At 71.7% G+C, this 22,587-nt stretch carries 22 protein-coding genes; 8 read left to right on the forward strand and 14 right to left on the reverse strand.

All coding sequences use genetic code 11. From position 1 onward, the window contains the following. Positions 1-2: 2 nt before the first annotated feature. The 7 genes from tsaD to FCL41_RS13200 are packed head-to-tail and all read right to left on the reverse strand — an operon-like array spanning position 3 to position 6,705. Complete coding sequence (tsaD, locus tag FCL41_RS13170) at positions 3-1,055, reverse strand: tRNA (adenosine(37)-N6)-threonylcarbamoyltransferase complex transferase subunit TsaD (RefSeq protein WP_137065401.1); 1,053 nt, start codon at positions 1,053-1,055, stop codon at positions 3-5. Positions 1,056-1,078: 23 nt separating this feature from the next. Beyond that, on the reverse strand, positions 1,079-1,537 hold the full coding sequence (gene rimI / locus FCL41_RS13175) for a ribosomal protein S18-alanine N-acetyltransferase (protein ID WP_137065197.1): 459 nt from the start codon (positions 1,535-1,537) through the stop codon (positions 1,079-1,081). Beyond that, positions 1,534-2,169 carry a tRNA (adenosine(37)-N6)-threonylcarbamoyltransferase complex dimerization subunit type 1 TsaB gene (gene tsaB / locus FCL41_RS13180; protein ID WP_137065196.1) on the reverse strand — a complete coding sequence of 212 codons (636 nt, stop codon included), beginning with the start codon at positions 2,167-2,169 and terminating at the stop codon, positions 1,534-1,536. Before tsaB ends, rimI begins: the two co-directional genes overlap by 4 nt. Positions 2,170-2,178: 9 nt before the next feature. Beyond that, a complete protein-coding gene (gene tsaE / locus FCL41_RS13185; RefSeq protein WP_137065195.1) occupies positions 2,179-3,090 on the reverse strand; it encodes a tRNA (adenosine(37)-N6)-threonylcarbamoyltransferase complex ATPase subunit type 1 TsaE in 912 nt (303 codons plus the stop codon). Then, positions 3,087-4,142 (reverse strand): alpha/beta fold hydrolase, encoded by a 1,056-nt coding sequence (locus tag FCL41_RS13190; RefSeq protein WP_137065194.1) that lies wholly within the window; start codon positions 4,140-4,142, stop codon positions 3,087-3,089. The genes tsaE and FCL41_RS13190 overlap by 4 nt, the downstream gene beginning before the upstream one ends. Then, positions 4,139-5,281 (reverse strand): alanine racemase, encoded by a 1,143-nt coding sequence (alr, locus tag FCL41_RS13195; protein ID WP_137065193.1) that lies wholly within the window; start codon positions 5,279-5,281, stop codon positions 4,139-4,141. Before alr ends, FCL41_RS13190 begins: the two co-directional genes overlap by 4 nt. An 11-nt stretch (positions 5,282-5,292) precedes the next feature. Next, positions 5,293-6,705 (reverse strand): NAD(P)H-hydrate dehydratase, encoded by a 1,413-nt coding sequence (locus FCL41_RS13200; RefSeq protein WP_137065192.1) that lies wholly within the window; start codon positions 6,703-6,705, stop codon positions 5,293-5,295. 43 nt (positions 6,706-6,748) lie between these two features. Here FCL41_RS13200 and FCL41_RS13205 point away from each other — a divergent pair, with 43 nt between their 5' ends. Then, positions 6,749-7,714, forward strand: a complete 966-nt coding sequence (locus tag FCL41_RS13205) for a DUF2332 domain-containing protein (protein WP_137065191.1) — start codon at positions 6,749-6,751, stop codon at positions 7,712-7,714. Between the two features lie 11 nt (positions 7,715-7,725). Here FCL41_RS13205 and FCL41_RS13210 read toward each other — a convergent pair whose 3' ends face one another. Together FCL41_RS13210 and glmS are read right to left on the reverse strand one after the other, a co-directional pair. Further along, the gene (locus FCL41_RS13210) at positions 7,726-8,079 is read right to left on the reverse strand and encodes a holo-ACP synthase (protein ID WP_137065190.1); all 354 of its coding nucleotides are present in this window, start codon (positions 8,077-8,079) and stop codon (positions 7,726-7,728) included. Between the two features lie 10 nt (positions 8,080-8,089). Next, positions 8,090-9,934 (reverse strand): glutamine--fructose-6-phosphate transaminase (isomerizing), encoded by a 1,845-nt coding sequence (gene glmS / locus FCL41_RS13215; RefSeq protein ID WP_137065189.1) that lies wholly within the window; start codon positions 9,932-9,934, stop codon positions 8,090-8,092. A gap of 43 nt (positions 9,935-9,977) precedes the next feature. Between glmS and coaA the strand changes: the two genes are divergently transcribed. After that, positions 9,978-10,928, forward strand: coding sequence for a type I pantothenate kinase (gene coaA / locus FCL41_RS13220; protein ID WP_137065188.1), 951 nt, complete (start codon positions 9,978-9,980; stop codon positions 10,926-10,928). Positions 10,929-10,946: 18 nt separating this feature from the next. Here the strand turns inward: coaA and FCL41_RS13225 are convergent, their stop codons facing one another. The 4 genes from FCL41_RS13225 to rplM all read right to left on the reverse strand — a co-directional run bounded on the left by FCL41_RS13225 (position 10,947) and on the right by rplM (position 13,967). After that, complete coding sequence (locus tag FCL41_RS13225) at positions 10,947-11,417, reverse strand: hypothetical protein (protein WP_137065187.1); 471 nt, start codon at positions 11,415-11,417, stop codon at positions 10,947-10,949. 100 nt (positions 11,418-11,517) lie between these two features. Then, complete coding sequence (gene glmM, locus FCL41_RS13230; RefSeq protein ID WP_137065186.1) at positions 11,518-12,864, reverse strand: phosphoglucosamine mutase; 1,347 nt, start codon at positions 12,862-12,864, stop codon at positions 11,518-11,520. A gap of 120 nt (positions 12,865-12,984) precedes the next feature. Further along, positions 12,985-13,497: a 30S ribosomal protein S9 gene (gene rpsI, locus FCL41_RS13235; RefSeq protein ID WP_137065185.1), complete on the reverse strand. Its 513-nt coding sequence runs from the start codon at positions 13,495-13,497 to the stop codon at positions 12,985-12,987. A gap of 26 nt (positions 13,498-13,523) precedes the next feature. Next, on the reverse strand, positions 13,524-13,967 hold the full coding sequence (rplM, locus tag FCL41_RS13240) for a 50S ribosomal protein L13 (protein ID WP_137065184.1): 444 nt from the start codon (positions 13,965-13,967) through the stop codon (positions 13,524-13,526). Between the two features lie 465 nt (positions 13,968-14,432). Here rplM and FCL41_RS13245 point away from each other — a divergent pair, with 465 nt between their 5' ends. The 3 genes from FCL41_RS13245 (at position 14,433) to FCL41_RS13255 (ending at position 19,220) form a co-directional block, all read left to right on the forward strand. After that, entirely contained in the window at positions 14,433-15,743 is a 1,311-nt protein-coding gene (locus tag FCL41_RS13245) for a citrate synthase (RefSeq protein ID WP_137065183.1), read from the forward strand. A 182-nt stretch (positions 15,744-15,925) separates the two neighbouring features. Then, positions 15,926-17,212, forward strand: a complete 1,287-nt coding sequence (locus FCL41_RS13250; RefSeq protein ID WP_137065182.1) for a S1C family serine protease — start codon at positions 15,926-15,928, stop codon at positions 17,210-17,212. A gap of 175 nt (positions 17,213-17,387) precedes the next feature. After that, positions 17,388-19,220 carry an FG-GAP repeat domain-containing protein gene (locus FCL41_RS13255; RefSeq protein WP_137065181.1) on the forward strand — a complete coding sequence of 611 codons (1,833 nt, stop codon included), beginning with the start codon at positions 17,388-17,390 and terminating at the stop codon, positions 19,218-19,220. Between the two features lie 37 nt (positions 19,221-19,257). Here FCL41_RS13255 and FCL41_RS13260 read toward each other — a convergent pair whose 3' ends face one another. Then, positions 19,258-19,872 (reverse strand): TetR-type transcription factor C-terminal domain-containing protein, encoded by a 615-nt coding sequence (locus tag FCL41_RS13260; RefSeq protein ID WP_137065180.1) that lies wholly within the window; start codon positions 19,870-19,872, stop codon positions 19,258-19,260. A gap of 79 nt (positions 19,873-19,951) precedes the next feature. Here FCL41_RS13260 and FCL41_RS13265 point away from each other — a divergent pair, with 79 nt between their 5' ends. The 3 genes from FCL41_RS13265 to FCL41_RS13275 are packed head-to-tail and all read left to right on the forward strand — an operon-like array spanning position 19,952 to position 22,586. Then, complete coding sequence (locus FCL41_RS13265; protein WP_239021645.1) at positions 19,952-20,704, forward strand: SDR family oxidoreductase; 753 nt, start codon at positions 19,952-19,954, stop codon at positions 20,702-20,704. Further along, on the forward strand, positions 20,704-21,546 hold the full coding sequence (locus FCL41_RS13270) for an SDR family NAD(P)-dependent oxidoreductase (protein WP_137065178.1): 843 nt from the start codon (positions 20,704-20,706) through the stop codon (positions 21,544-21,546). The genes FCL41_RS13265 and FCL41_RS13270 overlap by 1 nt, the downstream gene beginning before the upstream one ends. Further along, entirely contained in the window at positions 21,543-22,586 is a 1,044-nt protein-coding gene (locus FCL41_RS13275) for a phosphotransferase family protein (RefSeq protein WP_137065177.1), read from the forward strand. Before FCL41_RS13270 ends, FCL41_RS13275 begins: the two co-directional genes overlap by 4 nt. Position 22,587: the final 1 nt, after the last annotated feature.

The following is a 22,587-nucleotide window of genomic DNA, read 5'->3' on the forward strand; positions in this document are numbered from 1 at the left end:
CGTCAGGCGACGACGGTGGTGATCGGCTGGCTGGAGTCGGCGGGCAGGTCCAGCGCCGAGGGCGTACGTCCCCGCGCGACGAGCTCGGCGCCCAGGGCGGCGACCATCGCGCCGTTGTCGGTGCACAGGCCCGGCCGGGGTACGCGGACCCGGATGCCCTTGGCGGCGGCCCGCTCGGTCGCCATGGCGCGCAGACGCGAGTTCGCTGCCACCCCGCCGCCGATCAGGATGTCCTCGATGCCGTGGGTCACCGCGGCATCGAGGGCCTTGCGGGTCAGCACGTCGCAGACGGCCTCCTGGAAGGAGGCGGCGACGTCGGCCACGTCGATGCTCGCCCCCGCCCGCTGCTGCGCCTCGACCCAGCGAGCCACGGCCGTCTTCAGGCCGGAGAACGAGAAGTCGTAGCGGTGGCGCTCCAGGTCGCGCCGTGCGGTGAGACCCCGCGGGAAGGTGATGGCGACGCTGTTGCCGGAGGCGGCGGCGCGGTCGATGTGGGGCCCGCCCGGGAAGCCCAGGCCGAGCAGTCGGGCCACCTTGTCGAAGGCCTCCCCCGCGGCGTCGTCGATGGTCGCACCGAGGGGGTCCACGCCGACCGTCACGTCCTCCACCTTGAGCAGGCTGGAGTGGCCGCCCGAGACGAGCATGGCCAGGCAGGGCTCAGGCAGGGCGCCGTGCTCGAGCTGGTCGACGGCCACGTGCGCGGCGAGGTGGTTGACGCCGTAGATCGGCTTGCCCAGCCCCCAGGCGAGCGCCTTGGCGGCGCCGACGCCCACGAGCAGCGCGCCGGCCAGTCCGGGGCCGCTGGTCACGGCCACGGCGTCGATGTCGGAGAGCTTGACGCCGGCGGTCTCGCAGGCCCGCTCGATCGTGGGGACCATCGCCTCCAGGTGGGCGCGGCTGGCGACCTCGGGCACCACGCCGCCGAAGCGGGCGTGCTCCTCGACGCTGCTCGCGACCGCGTCGGCCAGCAGGGTGTGGCCGCGCACGATGCCGACGCCCGTCTCGTCGCACGAGGTCTCGATGCCGAGCACCAGGGGGCCGTCGTCCTGCGTCACTGCGTCAGTCGTCACTGCGTCGTTCACGGGTCCATCCTCTCCGGGGCGGGCAACTCGCGCAGCATCACCAGTGCTGCGGAGCCGTCGCGGTAGTAGCCGGGGCGTCGGTCGATCTCGGTGAAGCCCCGGCGTCGGTAGAACGCCTGGGCCCCGGCATTGGCCTCGCTCACCTCGAGCAGCATCCGGTCGGCGCCGTCCGCGGCCGCGGCGAGCACAGCAGCGTCGACGAGCATCGAGGCGACGCCCTCGCGCCGGGCGCTGGCCGCTACCGCGATCCGGAGCAGGTCGGCGAAGTCGCCGGCCAGCGCGGTCAGCACGTAGCCGACGACCTCCCCGTCACGTTCTGCCACCAGCAGCCTGCGTCCCGCGGCCGAGACGAGCTCGCCCAGCGTCGCCGCGCTCCAGGCGTCGGCGCCGAACGCCTCCTCCTCCAGCGCGGCGAGGGCCGGCAGGTCCTCGTCGTGCCCCGGCCGCAGCGTCACGAGACCGGCTTGGGCGCGGCGTTGGCCACCGCGTCCGGGCGGCGCAGGTAGAGCGGCTCCGGGTCCAGCAGCTCGGCGCGCTCCTCGGCGACCACACGCGCCAGCCAGCCGGCCGAGGGGCGTGAGGGCCCGACGGGACGCGGGAAGTCGTCGGGGTAGAGCAACGCGCCCTCACCGACGACGGGACCCGAGGTCGCCGCCACGGCGGGCTTCAGGACCGCGGGCCCGTCCACGCGTACGCCGTCGAGGTAGGACGCGACGTAGACCTCCTTGCGGCGCGCGTCGGTGGCGACGAGGAACGCGCCGTCGACCGCACCGCTGTCGTAGGCCTCGACCGCCAGGACGTCGAGGGTGCAGACCGCGTAGACCGGGATCTCCAGCGCCAACGCCAGGGTGCGCGCCGTCACCAGCCCCACCCGCAGGCCGGTGAAGGGGCCGGGCCCGGCGCCGACGGCGATCGCGGTGAGGTCCTGACGGACGATCCCGGCGCTCCGGGTCACTGCGTCGATCAGCGGGGCCAGCTGCTCCCCGTGCTTCATCGGCCGCTCGGAGACCTGCTCGGCGACGACGTCGTTCCCGTCGTGCAGGGCGACCGTCACCAGCGGGGTCGCGGTGTCGAAGGCGAGGAGCATTGTTCGAGGTTACTGCTCGCGCACCCAGCGCAGCTCGACCACCCGGGGGTCGTGGTCCTCCAGGGAGACCGGGGCCTCACCGCCTCCCAACGCACGGGTGACCCGCACCTCGAGGCGCCGGGTCGCCAGGCCCTCGGCCACGCCCGCGCCCCACTCGACGACCGTCACGGCCTCGTCCAGCGAGGTGTCGAGGTCGAGGTCGTCGAGCTCCTCGATGCCACCGAGGCGGTAGGCGTCGACGTGGACCAGGTCGGGGCCGTCGACCAGGGAGGGATGCACCCGGGCGATGACGAAGGTGGGCGAGGTGACGCCGCCCCGCACGCCGAGCCCCTCGCCGAGGCCCTGGGTGAAGGTGGTCTTGCCCGCGCCGAGCTCGCCGGAGAGGACGAGGACGTCGCCGGCCTCCAACAACCGGCCCACGCGTCGACCGAGCTCCTGCATCGCCGGACCGTCCTTCACCACGTGCTCGGTGGGCAGGTCGAGGAAGAGCTGGAGGTAGGGGCCGACGGTGACCTCGCGGCAGAAGCCCTTGGACCGCCAGAAGTCGACCGTGCGGGGCATCTCCGGGCGCGCGAGCACCGTCATCGTCTGCTGGGCCGGCGCGTGGGCGACTGCCGCTTCGAGCAGGGCCGAGGCAACACCCTTGCCCTGCGCCTCGGGGTGCACCCCGAAGCGGCGCAGGAAGACGGTGTCGTCGTGGGGGTCGAGCAGCACGGCGCCCACGGGCTGGCCACCGAGCCGCGCGAGCAGCCCCCGGCCACGCCCCAGCGCGGCAGCGATCGAGTCGGGTGTCTCCGCGAGGGCGTCCGCGGGCGGGTCGAGCGGCGGGCGGGCGCCGAAGGCGGCGCGCACGACGGCATGCACCTCGGCGGCAGCCTCGGCGCCGACGCTCGTCACCGTCAGGCCAGGTCGGTCATTCATCCAGCGTGCTCCTGGGCCCAGGCGAGTGCTCGTTCGAAGAGGTGGTCCAATTCGGCGTTGACCTCGTCGTGGCGCTCCATCAGCACCATGTGGCCGGCACCGTCGACCTCCAGCAGCTCCGACCCCGGGATGCGGGAGTGGAGCTTGCGGCTGTGGCCGACCCCGGTCATCTTGTCGAGGGTGCCGGCGATGACGGTGCAGGGCACCCGACCGAGGGCGCTGAGGTTGTCGTAGTGGTCGAGCGAGGCGAAGGACGGATAGAAGTCGGCGACCACCTCGAAGGGCGTGTCGTCGATCATGTCGAAGACGAACTCGGAGTAGTTGATCGGCACGTCCTCACCGAAGGCGAAGCGGCCGACGACGATCTCCGCCAGCCGGAAGCCGGTCGCCCGGGCCCGGTCGACGAGGGAGTGACCGCGGTCGAGGACCCTCACCATCCGGCCGACCGCGCGTCCGCCGAGCGATCCCAGCGGCAGCATCGGGAAGAGGATGCGGCCCGCGTCGAGGCCACCCGCCGTCGTGCCGATCAGCGCCGTGCCCACGACCTTGTCGCCGAAGAGCTCGGGGAACTGGGCAGCGAGCGAGATCACGCTCATCCCACCCATCGAGTGTCCGACCAGGACCACCGGCCCCGGGGCGGTGGTCTCGATGACCCGTTTGAGGTCGCGGCCGAGCTGGTCGATGGTGCAGTTGTCGCCGTCCGACCGGGCCGACTCGCCGTGCGAACGCTGGTCGTAGAAGACCGTGCGCACCAGTCCCCGGTAGGCGGCGCGCTGGAAGTGCCAGCACTGGAGGCTCAGCGTGAAGCCGTGGACGAAGATGATCGTCAGCCCGTTGTCGTGGCCCTCGTCGGGCTCGTCGACCTCCACGTGCAGGTCGATGCCGTCGTCGGTGACCACCTTCAACGAGGGGGAGCGCAACGACCCGAACGGGGTGTCGTCACCTGCGCCGGGACGGGCCTTGACCTGCTGGACGGCCCGGGCGGTGGCCCCGGCTGCTGCCACGCCCACCAGTCCCGCGGCGACCCCCAGCGCCTTGCCGGAGCGACTCATGGGCGCTCCTCCCCGACGTACCGACGAGGCATCCGTCCGCCGATCCGGGTCACGATCTCGTAGTTGATGGTGCCGACCGCCTCGGCCCAGTCCTGCACGGTCGGCTCGCCGTCGCGCCCGGGCCCGAAGAGCACGAACGCGCTCCCCGGCTCAGGGAGGTCGCCCCCGAGGTCGACGACCAGCTGGTCCATGCAGACCTTGCCGCGCACCGGACGTCGCGCTCCGGCCACCCACACCTCGGCACCCGGGCTGGCCGCCCGGGGAATGCCCTCGGCGTAGCCCACCGGCACGAGACCCAGCGTGGTGGGAGCCGGTGCCACCCAGGCGTGGCCGTAGGAGACGCCGGCTCCGGCCGGGACCTCCTTGACCAGCGCCAGTCGGCCGCGCACGGTCATCGCCGGCACCAGGCCGATGTCGGGCGTGACGCCGGGAGCCGGGTCGAGCCCGTAGAGGGCGATGCCGCAGCGCACCAGCTCGTGACGCAGGTCCGGGCGCATGATGGCGGCGGCGGAGTTGGCCAGGTGGCGCACCTCCAGGTGCAGGCCCGCCTCCTCGGCGACCGCGACCGCCCAGTCGAAGACCTTCGCCTGCTCGGAGTTGGCGGGGTGCTCGGGCTCGTCGCTGGCGACCAGGTGCGACCAGACGGCGACGACGCGCACCGCTCCGGACTCCTCGAGCTCGCGGGCATGGGCGCAGAGGTCGGCCCACTGCCCGGGGGTGGCGCCCCCGCGCGACAGGCCGGTGTCGATCTTGAGGTGGACGCGGGCCGGGACGCCCGCAGCTGCCGCAGCCGCGATCTCGTCGAGCTGAGCAGGCGTGTAGGCCGCGACGTCGACGTCGGCGGCCAGCACGTCGCCGTACGCGTCACCGGGGGCGGCGAGCCAGCACAGGAGCCGCCCCTCGTCCCCCGAGGCGCGCAGCGCGAGCGCCTCCTCCGGCGTCGCCACGCCGAGCCACTCGGCGCCTGCGGCGCGGGCGACGCGGGCGACCTCGACCATCCCGTGGCCGTAGCCGTCTGCCTTCACGACCGCCATCAGGCCGGCGGGAGCGACGACGTCCCGGAGGGTGGCGACGTTGTGGGCGATGGCCTCGAGGTCGACGACGATCTCGGCACGAGCCGGGTGCCCCCCTGAAGTCATGAGGTCAATTGTCACACCCGGGCGGTGACGGCGCGGATGATCCCCGGCAGGTGGCCCGCGATCGTGGTGGCGACCACAGTTCCGCAGGCCGCCGCCCGCTCGCCGGCCTCCCCGTGCAGCCACGCTCCCACCGAGGCGGCGTCGAAGGGGTCCAGGCCGCTGGCGAGCAGCGAGGCGACGAGGCCGGTGAGCACGTCACCGGCGCCCGCGGTCGCCAGCCAGGGCGTCCCGGTCGTGTTGACCCGGACCCGTCCGTCGGGGTGCACGACGAGCGTGCGGGCCCCCTTGAGCAGCACCACCGCCTGCCAGTGCTGGGCGACCTCGCGGGCGTGACGCAACGGTGCCGCCTCCACGTCGGCGCGTGGCTCCCCCACCAGGGCCGCGAGCTCGCCGGCGTGCGGGGTCAGCACCAGTCCGGGACGCGGCGACGAGCCGCGGCGGGGCAGGTGGGCCAGGGCATCGGCGTCGACGACCACGGGCACGTCGTCGGCCAACGCCTCCCGCAGCATGGTGACCGCGTCGGTGTCAGAGCCCGAGCCGACGGCCCAGGCCTGCACGCGTCCGGGGCCGACGACCTCGGGGAAGCGGGTCCGCACCTGCGTCTCCACGCTCTGCGGGCCGACGTAGCGGACCATTCCGGCGATCCCGGAGGCAGCACCGGCGACGCAGAGCAGCGCCGCACCGGGGTAGGTCGACGAGCCGGCCCTCACGCCGACGACCCCACGGGTGTACTTGTGCGCGGTGGCCGACGGGACAGGCAGCAGCCGGGCCACGTCGTCGGCCTCGAGAGCCTCCACCGCAGGGGCAGGCAGGTCGAGTCCGATGTCGACGAGCCGGACCCGTCCGCACGCCCGTGCGGCGGGGTCGACGAGGGTGGCGACCTTGTGGGTGCCGAAGGTGACCGTGAGCGCGGCCCGGACGTGGGACCGGGGCGTCTCCCCGAGGTCCACGTCGACTCCGGAGGGCAGGTCCACGGCGACCACCGGGACGTCCGCCAGCGCCTCCAGCGCGGCCTCCGCATCGGGGCGCAGGCCCGGGGACCCGCCGATCCCGACGATGCCGTCGAGCACCAGGTCAGGACCGAACCGTACGGCCTCGTCCAGGCCAACCACCCGTCCCCCGGCCGTCAGGAAGGCGGCCAGTCCCTCGGGGTGCAGCACCTCTCCCAGGGCAACGGCACGCACCGCGACGCCACGTCGGGCCAGGCGCGCCGCGGCGTGGAGTGCGTCGCCACCGTTGTTGCCGGGTCCGGCAAGGACCACCACGCGGGTGCCGTACGTCCTTCCGCGACGCCGTCGCAGCTCCTCGACGACGGCGACCGCCAGGCCCGTCGCGGCCCGCGCCATCAGGGCGCCCGAGGGCTGGGTGTCGAGCAGCGGCTGCTCGGCGGCTCGGACCTGCTCGACGGTGTGGGCACGGCGCATCTCGCCAGCGTAGCGATCGGCGAGCATCCGCTACGTTTCCCGCATGGACCCTCACCTGGACGTCCCCACGGCCTACCGCCAGTTCGCCGTCGAGGCCAGCGACTCCCCCGCCTTCTCGGCCTGGGCCGCCGCGGCGGCCGAGGACGAGGAGCTCGTGGCCTGGTTGGAGACGCTGCCGGGGATCAAGCAGCAGCCCAACCTGGTCTTCGCCGCGGCGCGCTGGCACGGCGTGGCGGCGCCCGGTCCCTACTCCGGCCTGCGCGAGGCGCTGCTGCTCGACGACGGGCCCATCCGCGCCACGATCATGGCGCGCTCCACGCAGACCAACGAGGTGGGGCGACTGGCCACGCTGCTCCCGGCCTTCGCCGGCTTCGAGGAGCCGCTGGCGCTGCTCGAGGTCGGGGCGGCGGCAGGGCTCAACCTCTTCCCGGACCGCTGGGGGTACGCCTGGGACACCTCCGACGGAACCGTCGAGCTGGGCCAGGCGCCCCGGCTCCCCTGCCGGGTCGCCGGACCGGCGCCCCTCCCCACGCGGGGACCCGAGGTGGCCTGGCGGGGCGGCATCGACGTGAACCCGCTCGACGTCACCGACCCCGACGACATGGCATGGCTGGCGCAGCTGGTCTGGCCGGAGCAGGACGAGAGGCGGCGCCGGTTGGCGCAGGCGGTCCGGGTCGCCCAGGCGGACCCGCCGTCGCTGGTGCGCGGCGACCTGCTGGAGGAGCTGCCCGACCTGGTGGCGCAGGCGGGTCGCCATGGCACGGTGGTGGTCTTCCACTCGGCCGTCATCGCCTACCTGGAGCCCTCCGACCGGCTGGCCTTCGACGCGATGATGCGCGACCTGGTCGCCTCCGGCGCCTGCCACTGGGTGAGCAACGAGTCCGGCGGCGTGCTGCCGTCGGTGACCGCGACGGGGCCGGAGCCGCAGCTGCACTTCGTGCTCGGCGTCGACGGCCGCACGGTCGCCCACACCCACGGCCACGGGCGCGAGCTGCTCTGGTTCGGCTGAGCCGGGCTGGTTCAGCCCTCCAGCACCACCATCGCCGAGGCGATCCCGGCGTCGTGCGAGAGCGAGACGTGCACCCGGTCGACCCCCAGCTCGGCTGCCCGCTGGGCCACGGTCCCACGGATCTCGAAGCGGGGGCGCCCGGTCTCCTCGGAGACGATCTCGGCGTCGTGCCACGCCATCCCGACCGGCGCGCCCAGGGCCTTGGCCAGCGCCTCCTTGGCGGCGAAGCGCGCGGCCAGCGAGGCCAGCGGGCGCCCCGCCTCGTCGGGAGTGAAGAGCCGGGCCCGCAGGCCGGGCGTACGCTCCAGCGACTCACCGAAGCGGGCGACGTCGGCGACGTCGATGCCCACCCCGATCACGGCCACGGTTGCTCCGTCACTCGACGGTGACGGACTTGGCCAGGTTGCGCGGCTGGTCCACGTCGTGCCCCATGACCGTCGCCAGCTCGCAGGCGAAGAGCTGCAGCGGGATGACCGCGACGAGCGGCTGGAGCAGCACCGGCACCTTCGGCAGCCCGATCAGGGTGTCGGCGTAGGGCGCGATCGTCTCGTCGTCGAGCTCGGCCAGGCAGATGGTGCGGGCGCCACGGGTCCGCACCTCCTGGATGCCCGACAGCATCTTGTCGTGCAGGTGGTCACGGCCGCGGGGCGGGACGATGCAGAAGACCGGGAGCCCGGGCTCGATCAGCGCGATCGGGCCGTGCTTGATCTCGCCGGCGGCGAACCCCTCGGCGTGGATGTAGGCGAGCTCCTTGAGCTTCAGCGCCCCCTCGAGGGCGACCGGGTAGCCGGCGTGGCGCCCGAGGAAGAGCACCGAGGTGGCGTCGACGTGCTCGCGGGCGATCTTGTAGATCTGGTCGGCCTCGGCGAGCACGCTCTCGATGTGCTGGGGGATCTCGTCGAGCTGGTCCATGACGTGGTGGATCTCGTCACCGAAGAAGGTCCCCTTGACCTGCGCCAGGTAGAGCGCGAGCAGGTAGCAGGCCACCAGCTGGGTCACGTAGCCCTTGGTCGAGGCGACGCCGATCTCCGGGCCCGCGTAGGTGTAGATCACGCCGTCGGACTCGCGCGGGATCGTCGATCCGTTGGTGTTGCAGATGGACAGGACCTTGGAGCGCTGCGTCCGCGCGTGACGGATGGCCTGGAGGGTGTCGGCGGTCTCCCCCGACTGGCTGATCGCCACGACCAACGTGGAGCGGGTCAGGATCGGGTCGCGGTAGCGGAACTCGCTGGCGAGCTCGACCTCGACGCTGACCCGGGTCCAGTGCTCGATGGCGTACTTGGCGACCATGCCGGCGTAGTACGAGGTGCCGGCGGCGATGATGATGATGCGGTCGATGTCGCGCAGCTCGGAGTCGTCGAGACGCATCTCGTCGAGCTCAAGGAGGCCGCTGGCGTTGCGTCGACCGAGCAGGGAGTCGGCGACCGCGCGCGGCTGCTCGAAGATCTCCTTGCGCATGAACCAGTCGTGGCCGTCCTTCTCGGCGGCCGTGATGTCCCAGTCGACGTGGTACTGCTTGCCCATCGCCGGCGTGCCGTCGAATCCGATGATCTGGACGTCGTCGGCCGTGATCGTGACGATCTGGTCCTGACCGAGCTCGAGCGCCTCGCGGGTGTGGTCGATGAAGGCCGCGACGTCGGAGCCGAGGAAGTTCTCACCCTCGCCCAGACCGACGACCAGCGGCGAGTTGCGACGGGCGGCGACCACCCGCGACGGGTCCTTCCCGTCCAGGGCGACGAGGGTGAAGGCACCCTTCAGACGCTGGCACACCCGCTGCATGGCGTCGGTCAGGTCGTGACCGGCCACGACCTCGAGCTCGAGCAGGTGGGCGGCGACCTCGGTGTCGGTCTCGGACTTCAGCGCGTGGCCGGCCGCCTCGAGCTCGGTGCGCAGCTGCGCGAAGTTCTCGATGATGCCGTTGTGCACGACGGCCAGGCGGCCTTCGGCGCCCAGGTGCGGGTGGGCGTTGACGTCGTTGGGGGCTCCGTGGGTCGCCCAGCGGGTGTGTCCGATGCCGGTGGTCGAGGCGGGAAGAGGATGCTCGGCGATGGCCCGCTCGAGGTTGGCCAGCTTGCCGGCCCGCTTCTCCGAGGCGATCGAACCCTCGTGAGCCAGTGCCACTCCAGCGGAGTCGTAGCCCCGGTACTCCAGCCTCCGCAGCCCTTCGACGACGACGTCCTGCGCCTGCTTCGACCCCACGTACCCCACGATTCCGCACATGGCCGATGAGTCTATATCCCCGCACGCCCTGTAAGAATGCAGCGTGCCCGCGCCGGAAGAGTCCTCACCGTACGTCGAGCTCGACCGTGCGGCCTGGGCCTCGTTGGCCGGCCAGACCGGCTCGCCACTGAGCGCGGAGGAGATCCACCGGCTTCGCGGACTGGGCGACTCCCTCAACCTCGACGAGGTCGAGCAGGTCTACCTGCCGTTGTCGCGCCTGCTGTCGATGTACGTCGAGAGCGCCGGCCAGCTGCACCGCAAGCAGGAGGAGTTCCTCCACCACAGCTACCCGCCGCGCACGCCCTTCGTCATCGGCATCGCCGGCTCGGTGGCCGTCGGCAAGTCCACCACCGCCCGGGTGCTCCAGCAGATGCTCGCCCACTGGCCCGAGCACCCCAACGTCGCGCTGGTGACCACCGACGGCTTCCTCTTCCCCAACGCCGAGCTCGAGCGCCGCGGCCTGCTGCAGCGCAAGGGCTTTCCCGAGTCGTACGACCGTCGCGCGCTGCTCAAGTTCGTCGTCGACATCAAGTCTGGCAAGGACGAGGTCGAGGCCCCGACCTACTCGCACCTGGTCTACGACGTGGTGCCCGACGAGAAGGTCGTCGTCAAGCGGCCCGACATCGTGATCGTCGAAGGGTTGAACGTCCTCCAGCCGGCGCGCGTGCGCGACGACGGACGGACCGGCCTGGCGGTCAGCGACTTCTTCGACTTCTCCGTCTACGTCGACGCCGCGGTCTCCGACATCCGCGAGTGGTACGTCGACCGCTTCCTGCACCTGCGCGAGACCGCCTTCCGCGACCCGGCGTCCTACTTCTCCAAGTACGCGCAGCTGAGCCACGACGCCTCGGTCGACGAGGCGCGCCGGATCTGGGACACCATCAACGGACCCAACCTCGAGCAGAACGTGCTCCCCACCCGCAGCCGGGCCACGCTCGTCCTGCGCAAGGACCGGGACCACTCGGTGCGCTACGTGCGCCTGCGCAAGCTCTGAGGCGCCTCAGTCCACGGGTCAGCGCTCGGCCAGGGCGTCCCAGGCAGCCCAGGCCGGAGCCAGGAGGACGACGGCCACCACCAGGGTGAGGACGGCGAAGGCCACCTCCCCCTCGGCCGGGTCGGAGAAGGTCACCCCCAGCGCCAGCACCGCCATCACGAACCCCGTCACTGCACTCACGCCGGCGCCTGCCATGACCGCGCGGCGCGCCGCGTTCGGCGCCGAGGTCGCGACGCCCGCGGTGAGCAGCGCGAGCAGGAGGATCGGTACCCCCACGAAGGCGCTGTAGATCGCCGTCACGAAGGAGACGCCCCACGAGTCGATCCCTTGACCGAGCGAGGACGCATCGATCAGGTACGCACCGGTGTTCCACACCACGACCGCCACCACGACGGCCCCCGGGCTGGCCCAGGACAGGAGCGCGAGGCGGCGTCGCCCAGAGGGGGCAGCGGGGGCGACGGACGCAGAATCAGGGCCAGTGGCTGTCATGGGGACATCCTCCCGGCGCCGGCACACTGGCGGGGAGGGTCCTCGTACTCAGATCTCGACGGGTCCGTCGGCAGCGCCGAGGTACCACGTGGCACCAGAGTCAGAGCGCCAGCTGCTGCTTGACGACGGACGCCAGGCGACCCGCCACGGCCTCGGCCTCGGCCTCGGACGGGGCCTCGACCATCACGCGTACGAGCGGCTCGGTGCCCGAGGGGCGCAGCAGGACGCGCCCACGGTCCCCCAGGAGCGCCTCCTCCTCAGCGACCGCGGCAGCGACCACGGCGTCCTCGTCGGCCCGCGCCTTGTCGACCTCGGGGACGTTGATCAGGACCTGGGGCAGCTTCTCCATCACCGACGCCAGCTCCTTGAGCGAGAGGCCGGTGGTGACCATCCGCTCCACGAGGTGCAGGGCGGTCAGGGTGCCGTCGCCGGTGGTGGCGTGGTCGCTCAGGATGACGTGGCCGGACTGCTCGCCGCCGAGGTTGTAGCCGGAGATGTTCATGGCCTCGAGGACGTAGCGGTCACCGACCTTGGTCTGACGCACACCGACGCCGTGCGACTTCATCGCCTGGACGAAGCCGAGGTTGCTCATGACGGTCGCCACGACCGTGTTCTTGGCGAGCCTGCCCTGGTCCTTGAGGGCCAGCGCCAGGATCGCGAGGATCTGGTCGCCGTCGACCACGGTGCCCTCGGCGTCCACGGCCAGGCACCGGTCGGCGTCACCGTCGAGGCCGAAGCCCACGTCGGCGCCGTGCTCCAGGACCGCGGCCCGGAGGTCGCTGAGGTGGGTCGAGCCGCAGTTCTCGTTGATGTTGGTGCCGTCGGGGTCGGCGTGGATGGCGATGACCGTGGCGCCGGCGTCGGTCAGCGCCTTCGGTGCGGAGGCGTGGGCCGCGCCCTCGGCGCAGTCGACCACGATGGTCGTTCCGGCGAGCGGGTGCTCGATGGTGCGGACCAGGTGCGCGACGTACTCCTCGACCGCGGTGGGGTGGGTCGTGACCCGACCCACGGTGGCGCCGAGCGGCCGCTCCCAGTCCTGGCCGAGGCGTGCCTCGATCGCGATCTCGATGGCGTCGTCCAGCTTCTTGCCACCGCGTGCCAGGAACTTGATCCCGTTGTCGGGCATCGCGTTGTGGGAGGCGGAGAGGACCACGCCGAGGTCGGCGTTGAGGCTGGCGGCCAGGTGGGCCACTCCGGGCGTGGGGAGCACGCCGAGCAGGATCACGTCGACGCCGGCCGAGGCGAGGCCCGCGACGACGGCCGCCTCGAGGAACTGTCCGGAGATGCGGGTGTCGCGGCCGACCACGGCCAGTGGCCGGTGCCCCTCGAACTCGCCACGTGCGGCGAGCACGTGGGCTGCCGCCACGGAGACCTCGAGAGCAAGCTCCGCGGTCAGCTTGCCGTTGGCCAGGCCGCGTACGCCGTCAGTGCCGAAGAGTCGTGCCATGTCGACTGAGGCTAGTCGACCCCGACGACGGGTGCGGCACCGCCCGGCCGCGGCGGACCGGGCACGAACGCGCACACCCCGCCGCGGCCGAGGCCGCGACGGGGTGTGCGTGAAGCTGGATCAGCGCTTGCTGAACTGCGAGGCCTTGCGGGCCTTCTTGAGTCCGGCCTTCTTGCGCTCGACGACGCGGGCGTCGCGGGTGAGCAGTCCGGCCTTCTTCAGGGCCGGGCGGTTCGCCTCGAGGTCGACGTCGTTGAGCGAGCGGGCCACGCCGAGGCGCAGGGCGCCGGCCTGGCCGGCGATGCCGCCGCCGTGGATGCGGGCGATGACGTCGAAGCGACCCTCGAGCTCCAGGGCCACGAACGGCTCGTTCGCGATCTGCTGGTGGAGCTTGTTGGGGAAGTAGTCGTCCATCGTGCGGCCGTTGATGGTCCACACGCCGGTGCCGGGGACGATGCGCACGCGGGCGACGGCCTCCTTGCGGCGGCCGGTGGCCGCAGCGGGGGCGATGGTCGCTGCACGCAGCGGCGCGTCGGCCGACGGGGCGGACTCGGAGCTGTAGGCAACGCCTTCGGCGTTGGTCTCGAAGGTCTCCTCGACCTCGGTCTGGGTGTTCTCGGTGGTCTCAGCCACGGTAAATCCTCACTCGTCCTTGGAAGTTACTGGGAGACCTGGGAGATCTCGAACGGCTTGGCCTGCTGGGCCTGGTGCGGGTGCTCGGGGCCTGCGTAGACCTTGAGCTTCTTGAGCATCTGGCGGCCAAGGCGGTTCTTGGGGAGCATGCCCCACACAGCCTTCTCAATGGCCTTGCGGGCGTCCTTCTCCAGCAGCTCGCCGAACGGCGTGGCGGTCAGACCACCCGGGTAGCCGGAGTGACGGTAGGCCAGCTTGGTGACCTTCTTGTTACCGGAAAGAGCGACCTTGTCCGCGTTGACGATGATGACGAAGTCACCCATGTCCATGTGCGGAGCAAACGTGGGCTTGTGCTTGCCACGCAGGAGGTTGGCGGTCTGGACGGCGAGGCGTCCGAGAACGACGTCGGTGGCGTCGATGACGAGCCACTGACGGTCGACGTCAGCGGGCTTCGGGCTGTACGTGCGCACGGCGAGAACCTTCTCGTTCGTAGGTTCCGACCGGAGGTGTCCGGCCGGGGGGTGGAGCTGCGACTTCTGACGAACACGGCCCGGCTTACCCGACCTGCCGGCGGACCGGTGGGCGGGACGTCCGGATCTGCATCCCCCGTCGGGCCGGTGAACGGCACGGCAGAGAACGCGGCAGGAGTCGCGACTTGCAAGGGTACGCGGGCAGGAGCGCGTGGGTCAAAAGCGCACGACGTGGCCGCGACGTACGTCCACAGCCCGCAGCGAGGACGTGGTCACGGAGCCCGTCAGCCGGGACTAGTGTGGTGCGTGCTGGCACCCGCGCCAGGACCATGGCACGACCGCAGCCGCCCACCGGGCGCGCCACGAGCAGGCGTTTTCGGAACCCCGCCTGCGACGTGCGAGCGGGGCGCCGATAAATTGGTGACGACAAACACACATGCGCTGAACTGCGAGCAAGGAGCCGACGTGACAGACGTAGCGGCCAAGCCGACCGACTCCCTCACCGTCCGTGACAACCGGACCGGCCAGGAGTACGAGATCGCGATCACGGACAACACGATCGCCGCCAAGGACCTGGGCCAGATCCGGGCCAACGAGGACGACCCCGGCCTCGCGACGTACGACCCGGGGTTCGTGAACACCGCCTCGTGCCGCTCCGCGGTCACCTACATCGACGGTGACAAGGGGATCCTCGAGTACCGGGGCTACCCCATCGAGCAGCTGGCCGAGAAGTCGACCTTCCTCGAGGTCGCCTACCTGCTGATCCACGGTGACCTGCCCACCAAGGAGCAGTACGAGAACTGGGTGCACGAGATCACCTACCACACGTTCGTGCACGAGAACGTGAAGGAGTTCGTCCAGGGCTTCCGCTACGACGCGCACCCCATGGGGATGCTCATGGCGTCGGTGGGGGCCCTTTCGACGTTCTACCCCGAGGCCGTCAACATCCACGACGCCGACAACCGCCACATGCAGATGGTCCGCATGATCGCGAAGATGCCGACCCTCGGCGCGTGGTCGTTCCGCCACGCCCAGGGCAAGCCGTTCGTCTACCCCGACAACGACCTGAGCTACACCGAGAACTTCCTCTCGATGCTCTTCAAGATGTCGGAGTCGAAGTACGTGGCCGACCCCCGCATCGCCAAGGCGCTCGACGTGCTGCTCATCCTGCACGCCGACCACGAGCAGAACTGCTCGACCAACGCCGTGCGCTCCGTCGGTTCGTCGCAGGTCGACCCCTACTCGGCCGTCGCGGCCGGCGTGGGCGCCCTCTTCGGCCCGCTGCACGGTGGCGCCAACGAGGCCGTCCTGCGGATGCTCCGTCGCATCGGCTCGAAGGAGAACATCCCCGCCTTCATCGAGGGCGTGAAGAACGGCGACGAGCGCCTGATGGGCTTCGGCCACCGGGTCTACAAGAACTACGACCCGCGCGCCAAGCTGATCAAGAAGGCCTGTGACGACGTCTTCGAGGTGGTCGGCGTCAACCCGCTCCTCGAGATCGCCCAGGAGCTCGAGAAGATCGCGCTGGAGGACGAGTACTTCGTCAAGCGTCGCCTCTACCCCAACGTCGACTTCTACTCCGGCCTCATCTACGAGGCGCTGCAGTTCCCGCCGGAGATGTTCACCGTCCTCTTCGCGATCGGCCGCACCCCCGGCTGGCTCGCCCAGTGGAACGAGCTCATCACCGACAAGGAGCAGAAGATCGCTCGCCCGAAGCAGATCTACACCGGCGACCGCGGACTCGAGTTCGTGGCGGCCGAGGAGCGCTGGGCCTGAGTCCAGTCCCGACGTCACAGCTCCGAGCTCACCGAGGCCCGGTTCCCTTTCTGGGAGCCGGGCCTCGGCGCTTTCTGACTGCGGCGACGGGGCCCGCACCAGGCACCCATCGGCCGAATGTCTTGAAATTCCCCCATGCTCGTTTCAGCCACTTCCCAGAGATGCGGTGCACAGTGGTGGGTATGAGCAACGAGCCGAACTCTCCGAACGACCCGTCCGACCCGCGCGACCCCTCGGGCCGCCCCGTCCCGCCGGCCACGTTCTACGGCCAGGGTGGGTCCTCTGACCCGAGCTCTCCGCCGGGTTCGGCCTCTGCTCAGGGCGGGGGCCCCAGCTCCCCGCCGCCCCCGCCCCCGACCGCGCCGGAGAAGAAGGCGCGCCAGGCGGGTGCCGGCATCGCAGTCGCCTCGCTCGTGCTGGGCCTCCTCGGCGGCGTCGGCGGCGCGGCGGCGTACGACCGCTGGGGCGACGACGACTCCACCTCCTCCTCGAGGAACACCTCGAAGGTGGTCGACCAAGGCAGGTCCTCGGCCGACGACGGAACCGTGGAAGGCGTCGCCGCTCGCGTCCTGCCGTCCGTGGTGCGGATCGACGTCGCCTCCGAGCAGGCGGCGGGCTCCGGGTCGGGCATCATCCTCAGCTCCGACGGGCAGATCCTCACCAACGAGCACGTGGTCGCGGGCGCCGGCGAGGGCGCCAGCCTGCGCGTCTCCTTCGACGACGGCACCCGTGCCGACGCCAAGGTGCTCGGCACCGACCCCCTGACCGACACCGCGCTGATCCAGGCCGAGGGCGTCACCGACCTGACCCCGGCCACGATCGGCAAGTCCAGCAACCTGCAGGTGGGCCAGCAGGTCGTGGCCATCGGCTCCCCGTTCGGCCTGGACGCCACGGTCACCAGCGGCATCATCAGCGCGCTCAACCGCCCGGTCAACGTCGGCACCGCCGACAACCAGGGCAACTCCACGACCTACCCCGCGATCCAGACCGACGCGGCGATCAACCCCGGCAACAGCGGCGGACCGCTGGTCGACATGACCGGCAGCGTGGTCGGCATCAACTCCTCGATCCGCACGGCATCGTCGGGCTCGGGCCAGGAGAGCGGCTCCATCGGACTCGGCTTCGCGATCCCGATCGACGAGATCCTGCCGATCATCGACCAGATGAAGGAGGGCGAGAAGCCCACCCACGCACGCCTCGGCATCCGCGTGAGCGACACCGAAGGCACGGACTCCGACACGGTCGGCGCCCTGGTCCGCGAGGTCAACCAGGACGCTGCCGCCGAGGCCGCCGGGCTCAAGCCCGGAGACGTGATCACCAAGATCGACGACAAGCCCATCGACGGTGCCGACGCACTCGTGGCGACCGTGCGCAGCTTCCGGCCCGGCGACGAGGTGAAGGTGACCTTCGTGCGCGACGGCAAGGAGCGGACCGTCGACCTCAAGCTGGGCTCCGACGCTGACGAGTGACCTCTGAGGGGGCCTCCGACCGCGACTCGGACTGACCCGACCCCCGTCGCCCGAGCTCCGCCAGCCACCCTGCTGGCGGAGCTCGGGCGTCACTGGTCCACACCACCTCCATGGGTGCAGCGCCGCCGCGCTATCTCATATATCTTGTGGCGCACATCACTCCACGGAGGTCTGCATGCCCCACCGTCCCGTACGGCCCACCGCTGCGCTGGTCGCACTCGCCCTGCTCGCCTCGGGCACCGCGGCCCTGGTCGCGCCTGCCGCGTCCACCCCCTCCTCGGGTGCGGCGCCTGACTCGTTCACCAGAGTCGACGTCGACACCGCCGTGAGCGGCGCGGCGTTCACCGTGGTCGGCGAGGTCTTCCCGGGCGAGCAGAACATCATCACCTCGGGTTACGGCGCCCTTGCGGGCGGTGCCCCCGTCGGCGGCGGGACGGTCCAGGTCTACCGTCCCGGTCGCGACCTGTGGACGTGGTCCCGCACGACCGTGGTGGATGCCGACGACCAGCTCGTCTTCCCCAACCGGGTCACCGTCGCCGACGTCAACGGCGACGGGCTCAACGACCTGATCGTGCCGTCGGGGTGGTTCTTCGAGCCGGACGGCCCCGCCAAGCGTCCCCAGGGGGCACTCACCTGGTGGGAGAACCGCGGGTTGGACACCAAGGGTGCGCCCCGCGCCTTCGTCCGCCACGACGTGGCGCCGAGCCAGCAGGCCTCCTTCCACGGGGTCGACCTCGTCGACCTGGACGGCGACGGCATCCGCGACCTCGTCACCACGAGCGAGGCCGGACGCGCGGCCCACATGCAGGACGACGACACCGTGACGCTGCAGTACCTGCGCGGTCGCGCCGACCACAGCTTCGAGTCGCCCCGCACCCTGGCCACCGGTTCCGGAGGGAGCCACCCCGTGGTCCACGACGTCGACGGTGACGGACGCCAGGACATCGTCTCCGCGCAGTATTTCGGCATCGCGAACGACGAGCTCGACAAGGCGTCGTTCATGTGGTTCGAGCGGGTGGGCGACTCAACGGGGCCGCTCTCCGAGGCCGACTTCGAGAAGCACACGATCGCCACGATGGGCAAGGCCGGCCACGGCTTCGGGATCATGCCCGTGCCCGACCTCCGCGCACCCGGCACCACCTCATGGGTCGGCGTCAACCACCAGAACCGCTGCTTCATGGAGATGATCGGCCGCCCGGGTCAGTTCCCGGCCGAGGCCGTCATGGAGTTCACCCCTGGCGACGACGTCCGGGAGCCGTGGGCGATCAGCGTGCTGTCGGTGCCGGAGAATCCGTCCGCCGACCCGATGGACTGCGACGACGCCTTCCGCGACGGCGCGGGGACCATCCACCCCTCCGACGAGATCACCTCCCGACCCTCCCCCGGCCAAGCGGGACCTGGCGTCTTCGGCCACGGTGACGTCGACGGTGACGGAGACACCGACCTGCTGGTCTCGGGCGACGGCGACCGCCGCCTCTTCTGGATCGAGAGGGTGGACGCCTCGACGACGCGGCTCCACACGCTCACCGCCCCGGGCGAGGAGTTCGGCCAGTCGGGTGGGGCCGTGGTCGCGGACCTCAACGGCGACGGCACCAACGAGCTCGTCTTCAGCTCGTTCGACAAGAACACCCTCGCCCTGTGGACGTCCCGCCCCGGCACCCCCGTCACCGATCCGCCCGCACCGCGACCCAAGGCCGCCACCAAGACCCGCGCCACCGTGAAGTTCGCCCCACGCAAGCGCGTCGCCACCGTCCGGGTGAAGGTCACCTCCCGACGCGCCGACGCCTCGCGCGTCGACGGCCGGGTCCGGGTCCGGGTCATGCACGGGAAGAAGACCGTACGCACGGTGCTGGTGAAGGTCAGTCCCCGCGGCGTCGCCGTGGTGAAGGTGCCGCGCAAGGCGCTGCGGAGGAAGGGCGTCTACCGGGTCGTCGTGCGCTACACCGGGAGCGTCACCCACAAGGCGAGCCGCGACACCGCACGGTTCCGCGTGAAGCGGAGGGCGTGACCCGCCTCCACCCGCGCTCGACGGTCGGTCGCCGGTGTCATCCGGCGACCGGCCGCTGGTCGGCACCCACCATGCGCAGCGCCAGGACCCGGTAGTGCTCGGCGACGTCGTCCGGGGTCCATCCCCCCTCCGGGTCGTACCAACGAGCGATGTCGATGCCGAGCGACAGGATGGCCGCGGCCGTCATCGTCGGTGACGTCGCGTCGAAGAACCCTTCCGCGACACCTCGCGCGACGACCTCGCGCACGACCACGTCCATCGCGTGGCGCATCGCCATCACCTCGGCGTGGTGCGCCGGCGCCAGGGAGGCGAGCTCGTAGTTGACGATGCGGGCCACGGTCGGGTTGAGGGCGTGGAACCTGGCGAAGTCGACCACGAGCCGCTCCAGCTGCTCGGTCGGCGTGCCGGGCATGGCCACCGCCTGCTCGCAGACGCTCAGCGCCTCAGCGTGCCCACGAGTGGAGATGAGGTGGAGCAGCTCCTCCTTGGAGCGGTGGTGCACGTAGAGAGCCGCGGGGCTCATCCCCGCCGCAGCGGCGATGTCGCGGGTCGTGGTGCCGTGGAAGCCCTTCGTCGCGAACGACGCCACGGCAGCCTCGAAGAGCCGCAGGCGGGCGCCGGTCAGTCCGGGTCCGTTGACGTCGTCGTCCATGCCTGTCAGTCTAAGCAAGCGCTCACTCATGTGGCCAGCGCCACAGCGTCGCCCCACCCCCGAACCTCTGGAGGAACTCGTGCGCGGACTCGCAGGCAAGGTCGCGATCGTCACCGGAGCCAGTCGTGGCATCGGCCTGGGCATCGCCGAGCGGCTCGTGGCCGAGGGGGCGAAGGTGGTCGTCACCGCCCGCAAGCCCGACGCGCTGGCCGAGGCGGTGGAGAGGCTCGGCGGCCCCGCGCACGCGCTCGGCGTGGCTGGCAACGCGGGAGACGCGGCCCACCGCGACGAGGTGGTCGCCCGCGCCCTGGAGACCTTCGGCAGCATCGACCTGCTGGTCAACAACACCGGCATCAACCCGACGTACGGGCCACTCGTCGAGGTCGACCTCGACGTCGCCCGCAAGATCCTCGACACCAACACCGTGGCCGCCCTCGGCTGGGTGCAGGCCGTGCACGCCGCCTGGATGGCCGAGCACGGGGGCGCAGTCGTCAACGTCTCCTCCGTCGCCGGGCTCAAGCCCGCCCCCGGGATCTCGATGTACGGCGCCAGCAAGGCCACGCTGATCAGCCTCACCGAGTCGCTCGCCGTCGAGCTGGGGCCGCGGGTCCGGGTCAACGGCGTGGCCCCTGCCGTCGTCAAGACCCGCTTCGCCAGTGCCCTGTACGAAGGACGCGAGGAGGAGGTCGCGGCTGCCTACCCGCTCAAGCGGCTCGGTGAGCCGGAGGACATCGGAGCCGTCGTGGCCTTCCTGCTCTCCGAGGACGCCGGGTGGCTGACCGGCCAGACGCTCACCGTCGACGGCGGACTGACGTTGACCGGCGGCGTCTGATGGCCGACGCCCAAGCCAGCTCCCTGCGTGGCGTGGGTGCCGTCGTCACGGGTGGAGGACACGGGATCGGCGCCGCGCTGGCCCGGCGTCTGGCGCACGAGGGCGCGCGCGTCGTGATCAACGACCTGGACCCCGAGGCGGCGTGGCGAGTCGCCCACGAGGTCGGAGGCACCGCCGTGCCGGGCAACTGCGCGAGCGAGTCGGGCGTACGCAGCCTGCTCACGCAGGCGACGCAGGCACTGGGCCGCGTCGACCTCTTCATGGCCAACGCCGGCCTCGACCACGTCAGCGGCGAGCCGGTCGACTGGCTGGAGACCAGCGACGCCGCCTGGGCGACCATCCACGAGGTCAACGTGATGGCCCACGTGCGCGCCGCGCGAGCACTGGTGCCCGAGTGGCTGGAGACCGGCGGGGGACGGTTCGTCGTGACAGCCTCAGCCGCAGGGTTGCTGACGATGCTGGGAGCAGCGCCCTACTCCGTGAGCAAGCACGCGGCCGTGGGCTTCGCGGAGTGGCTCTCCGCCACCTACGGGCACCGCGGCATCACCGTCCAGGCGATCTGCCCCCAGGGCGTGCAGACCCGGATGCTCCAGGAGGCCGGACCACTCAAGGACCTGCTCTCCGCCGACTCCGCGCTCACCCCCGACGAGGTCGCCCAGGCCTGGGTCGACTCCCTGGCCGACGACCGCTTCCTCGTCCTCCCCCACCCCGAGGTGGCCGACTACTACCGCGCCCGGGCCGGCGACACCGATCGGTGGCTGGCCGGCATGAGGCGCCTCCAGGCCGGTCTCGACGCGCTGGGTGGAGCGCCCGCCCGGACCCCCGCCGAGGAGGCACGATGAGCGACTCCCTGCCCGGGTTGGACCTCGACGCCTTCGCGTCCTGGTTCGGCCCCCACCGCCCCGACGCCGGGCCCGACTGGTCAGCCGAGCTGATCGCCGGCGGCAAGTCCAACCTGACCTACCGCGTCGGCGACGGTCGCGACACCTGGATCGTGCGGCGACCCCCGCTGGGCCACGTGCAGGCGACGGCCCATGACATGGCGCGCGAGTTCACGGTCATGTCGGCACTGGCGGGCACCGCGGTGCCGGTGCCCGGCACGATCGCGCTCTGCGAGGACGAGTCCGTGCTCGGCGCGCGCTTCTACGTGATGGAGCTGGTCGAGGGCACGCCCTTCCGCGACGCAGAGCAGCTCTCCACCCTCGGCGAGGAGACGACGGCGCGGCTGGCCGATTCGATGATCGACGTGCTGGCGGCCCTGCACGCCGTCGACCCCGACGAGGTCGGGCTCGCCGACTTCGGCCGGCCCCAGGGGTTCCTCACCCGTCAGGTCCGCCGTTGGGGCATGCAGATGGCGGGGTCACGCACCCGCGACCTGCCCGACGCCGACCGGCTCCTGGCGCACCTGAGCGACCACGTGCCCGACGACGGCGGCACCCCCGCCATCGTGCACGGCGACTACCGTCTCGACAACCTGCTCGTCGTGCCCTCGGACGCGGACCCCGTCAAGGCCGTCGTCGACTGGGAGATGTCGACGCTCGGCGACCCGCTCACCGACCTCGCGCTGCTGCTCGTCTACGACCGGGTGGCGGCGCTGGTGCCAGGGCTGGGCGTGAGCGACGCCAGCGGCGCTCCCGGCTACCCCACCTCCGAGGAGCTGCTCACCCGGTACGCCGCCGCGCGAGGCCTCGACGTGGGTGCCCTCTCCGGCGCGATGGAGTTCCACCTCGGCCTCGCGCACTACAAGCTCGCCGCCATCCTCGAGGGCATCCACCACCGCTTCGTCGCCGGCCAGACGGTCGGCGGCGGGTTCGACCACATCGGCGACGCCGTCGAGCCGCTGCTGGCGGCTGGCCTGCGCGCCGCCACCGGAAGGGACTGAC

The sequence above is a fragment of the Nocardioides jishulii genome, from assembly GCF_006007965.1.
Taxonomy (GTDB): Bacteria; Actinomycetota; Actinomycetes; order Propionibacteriales; family Nocardioidaceae; genus Nocardioides; species Nocardioides jishulii.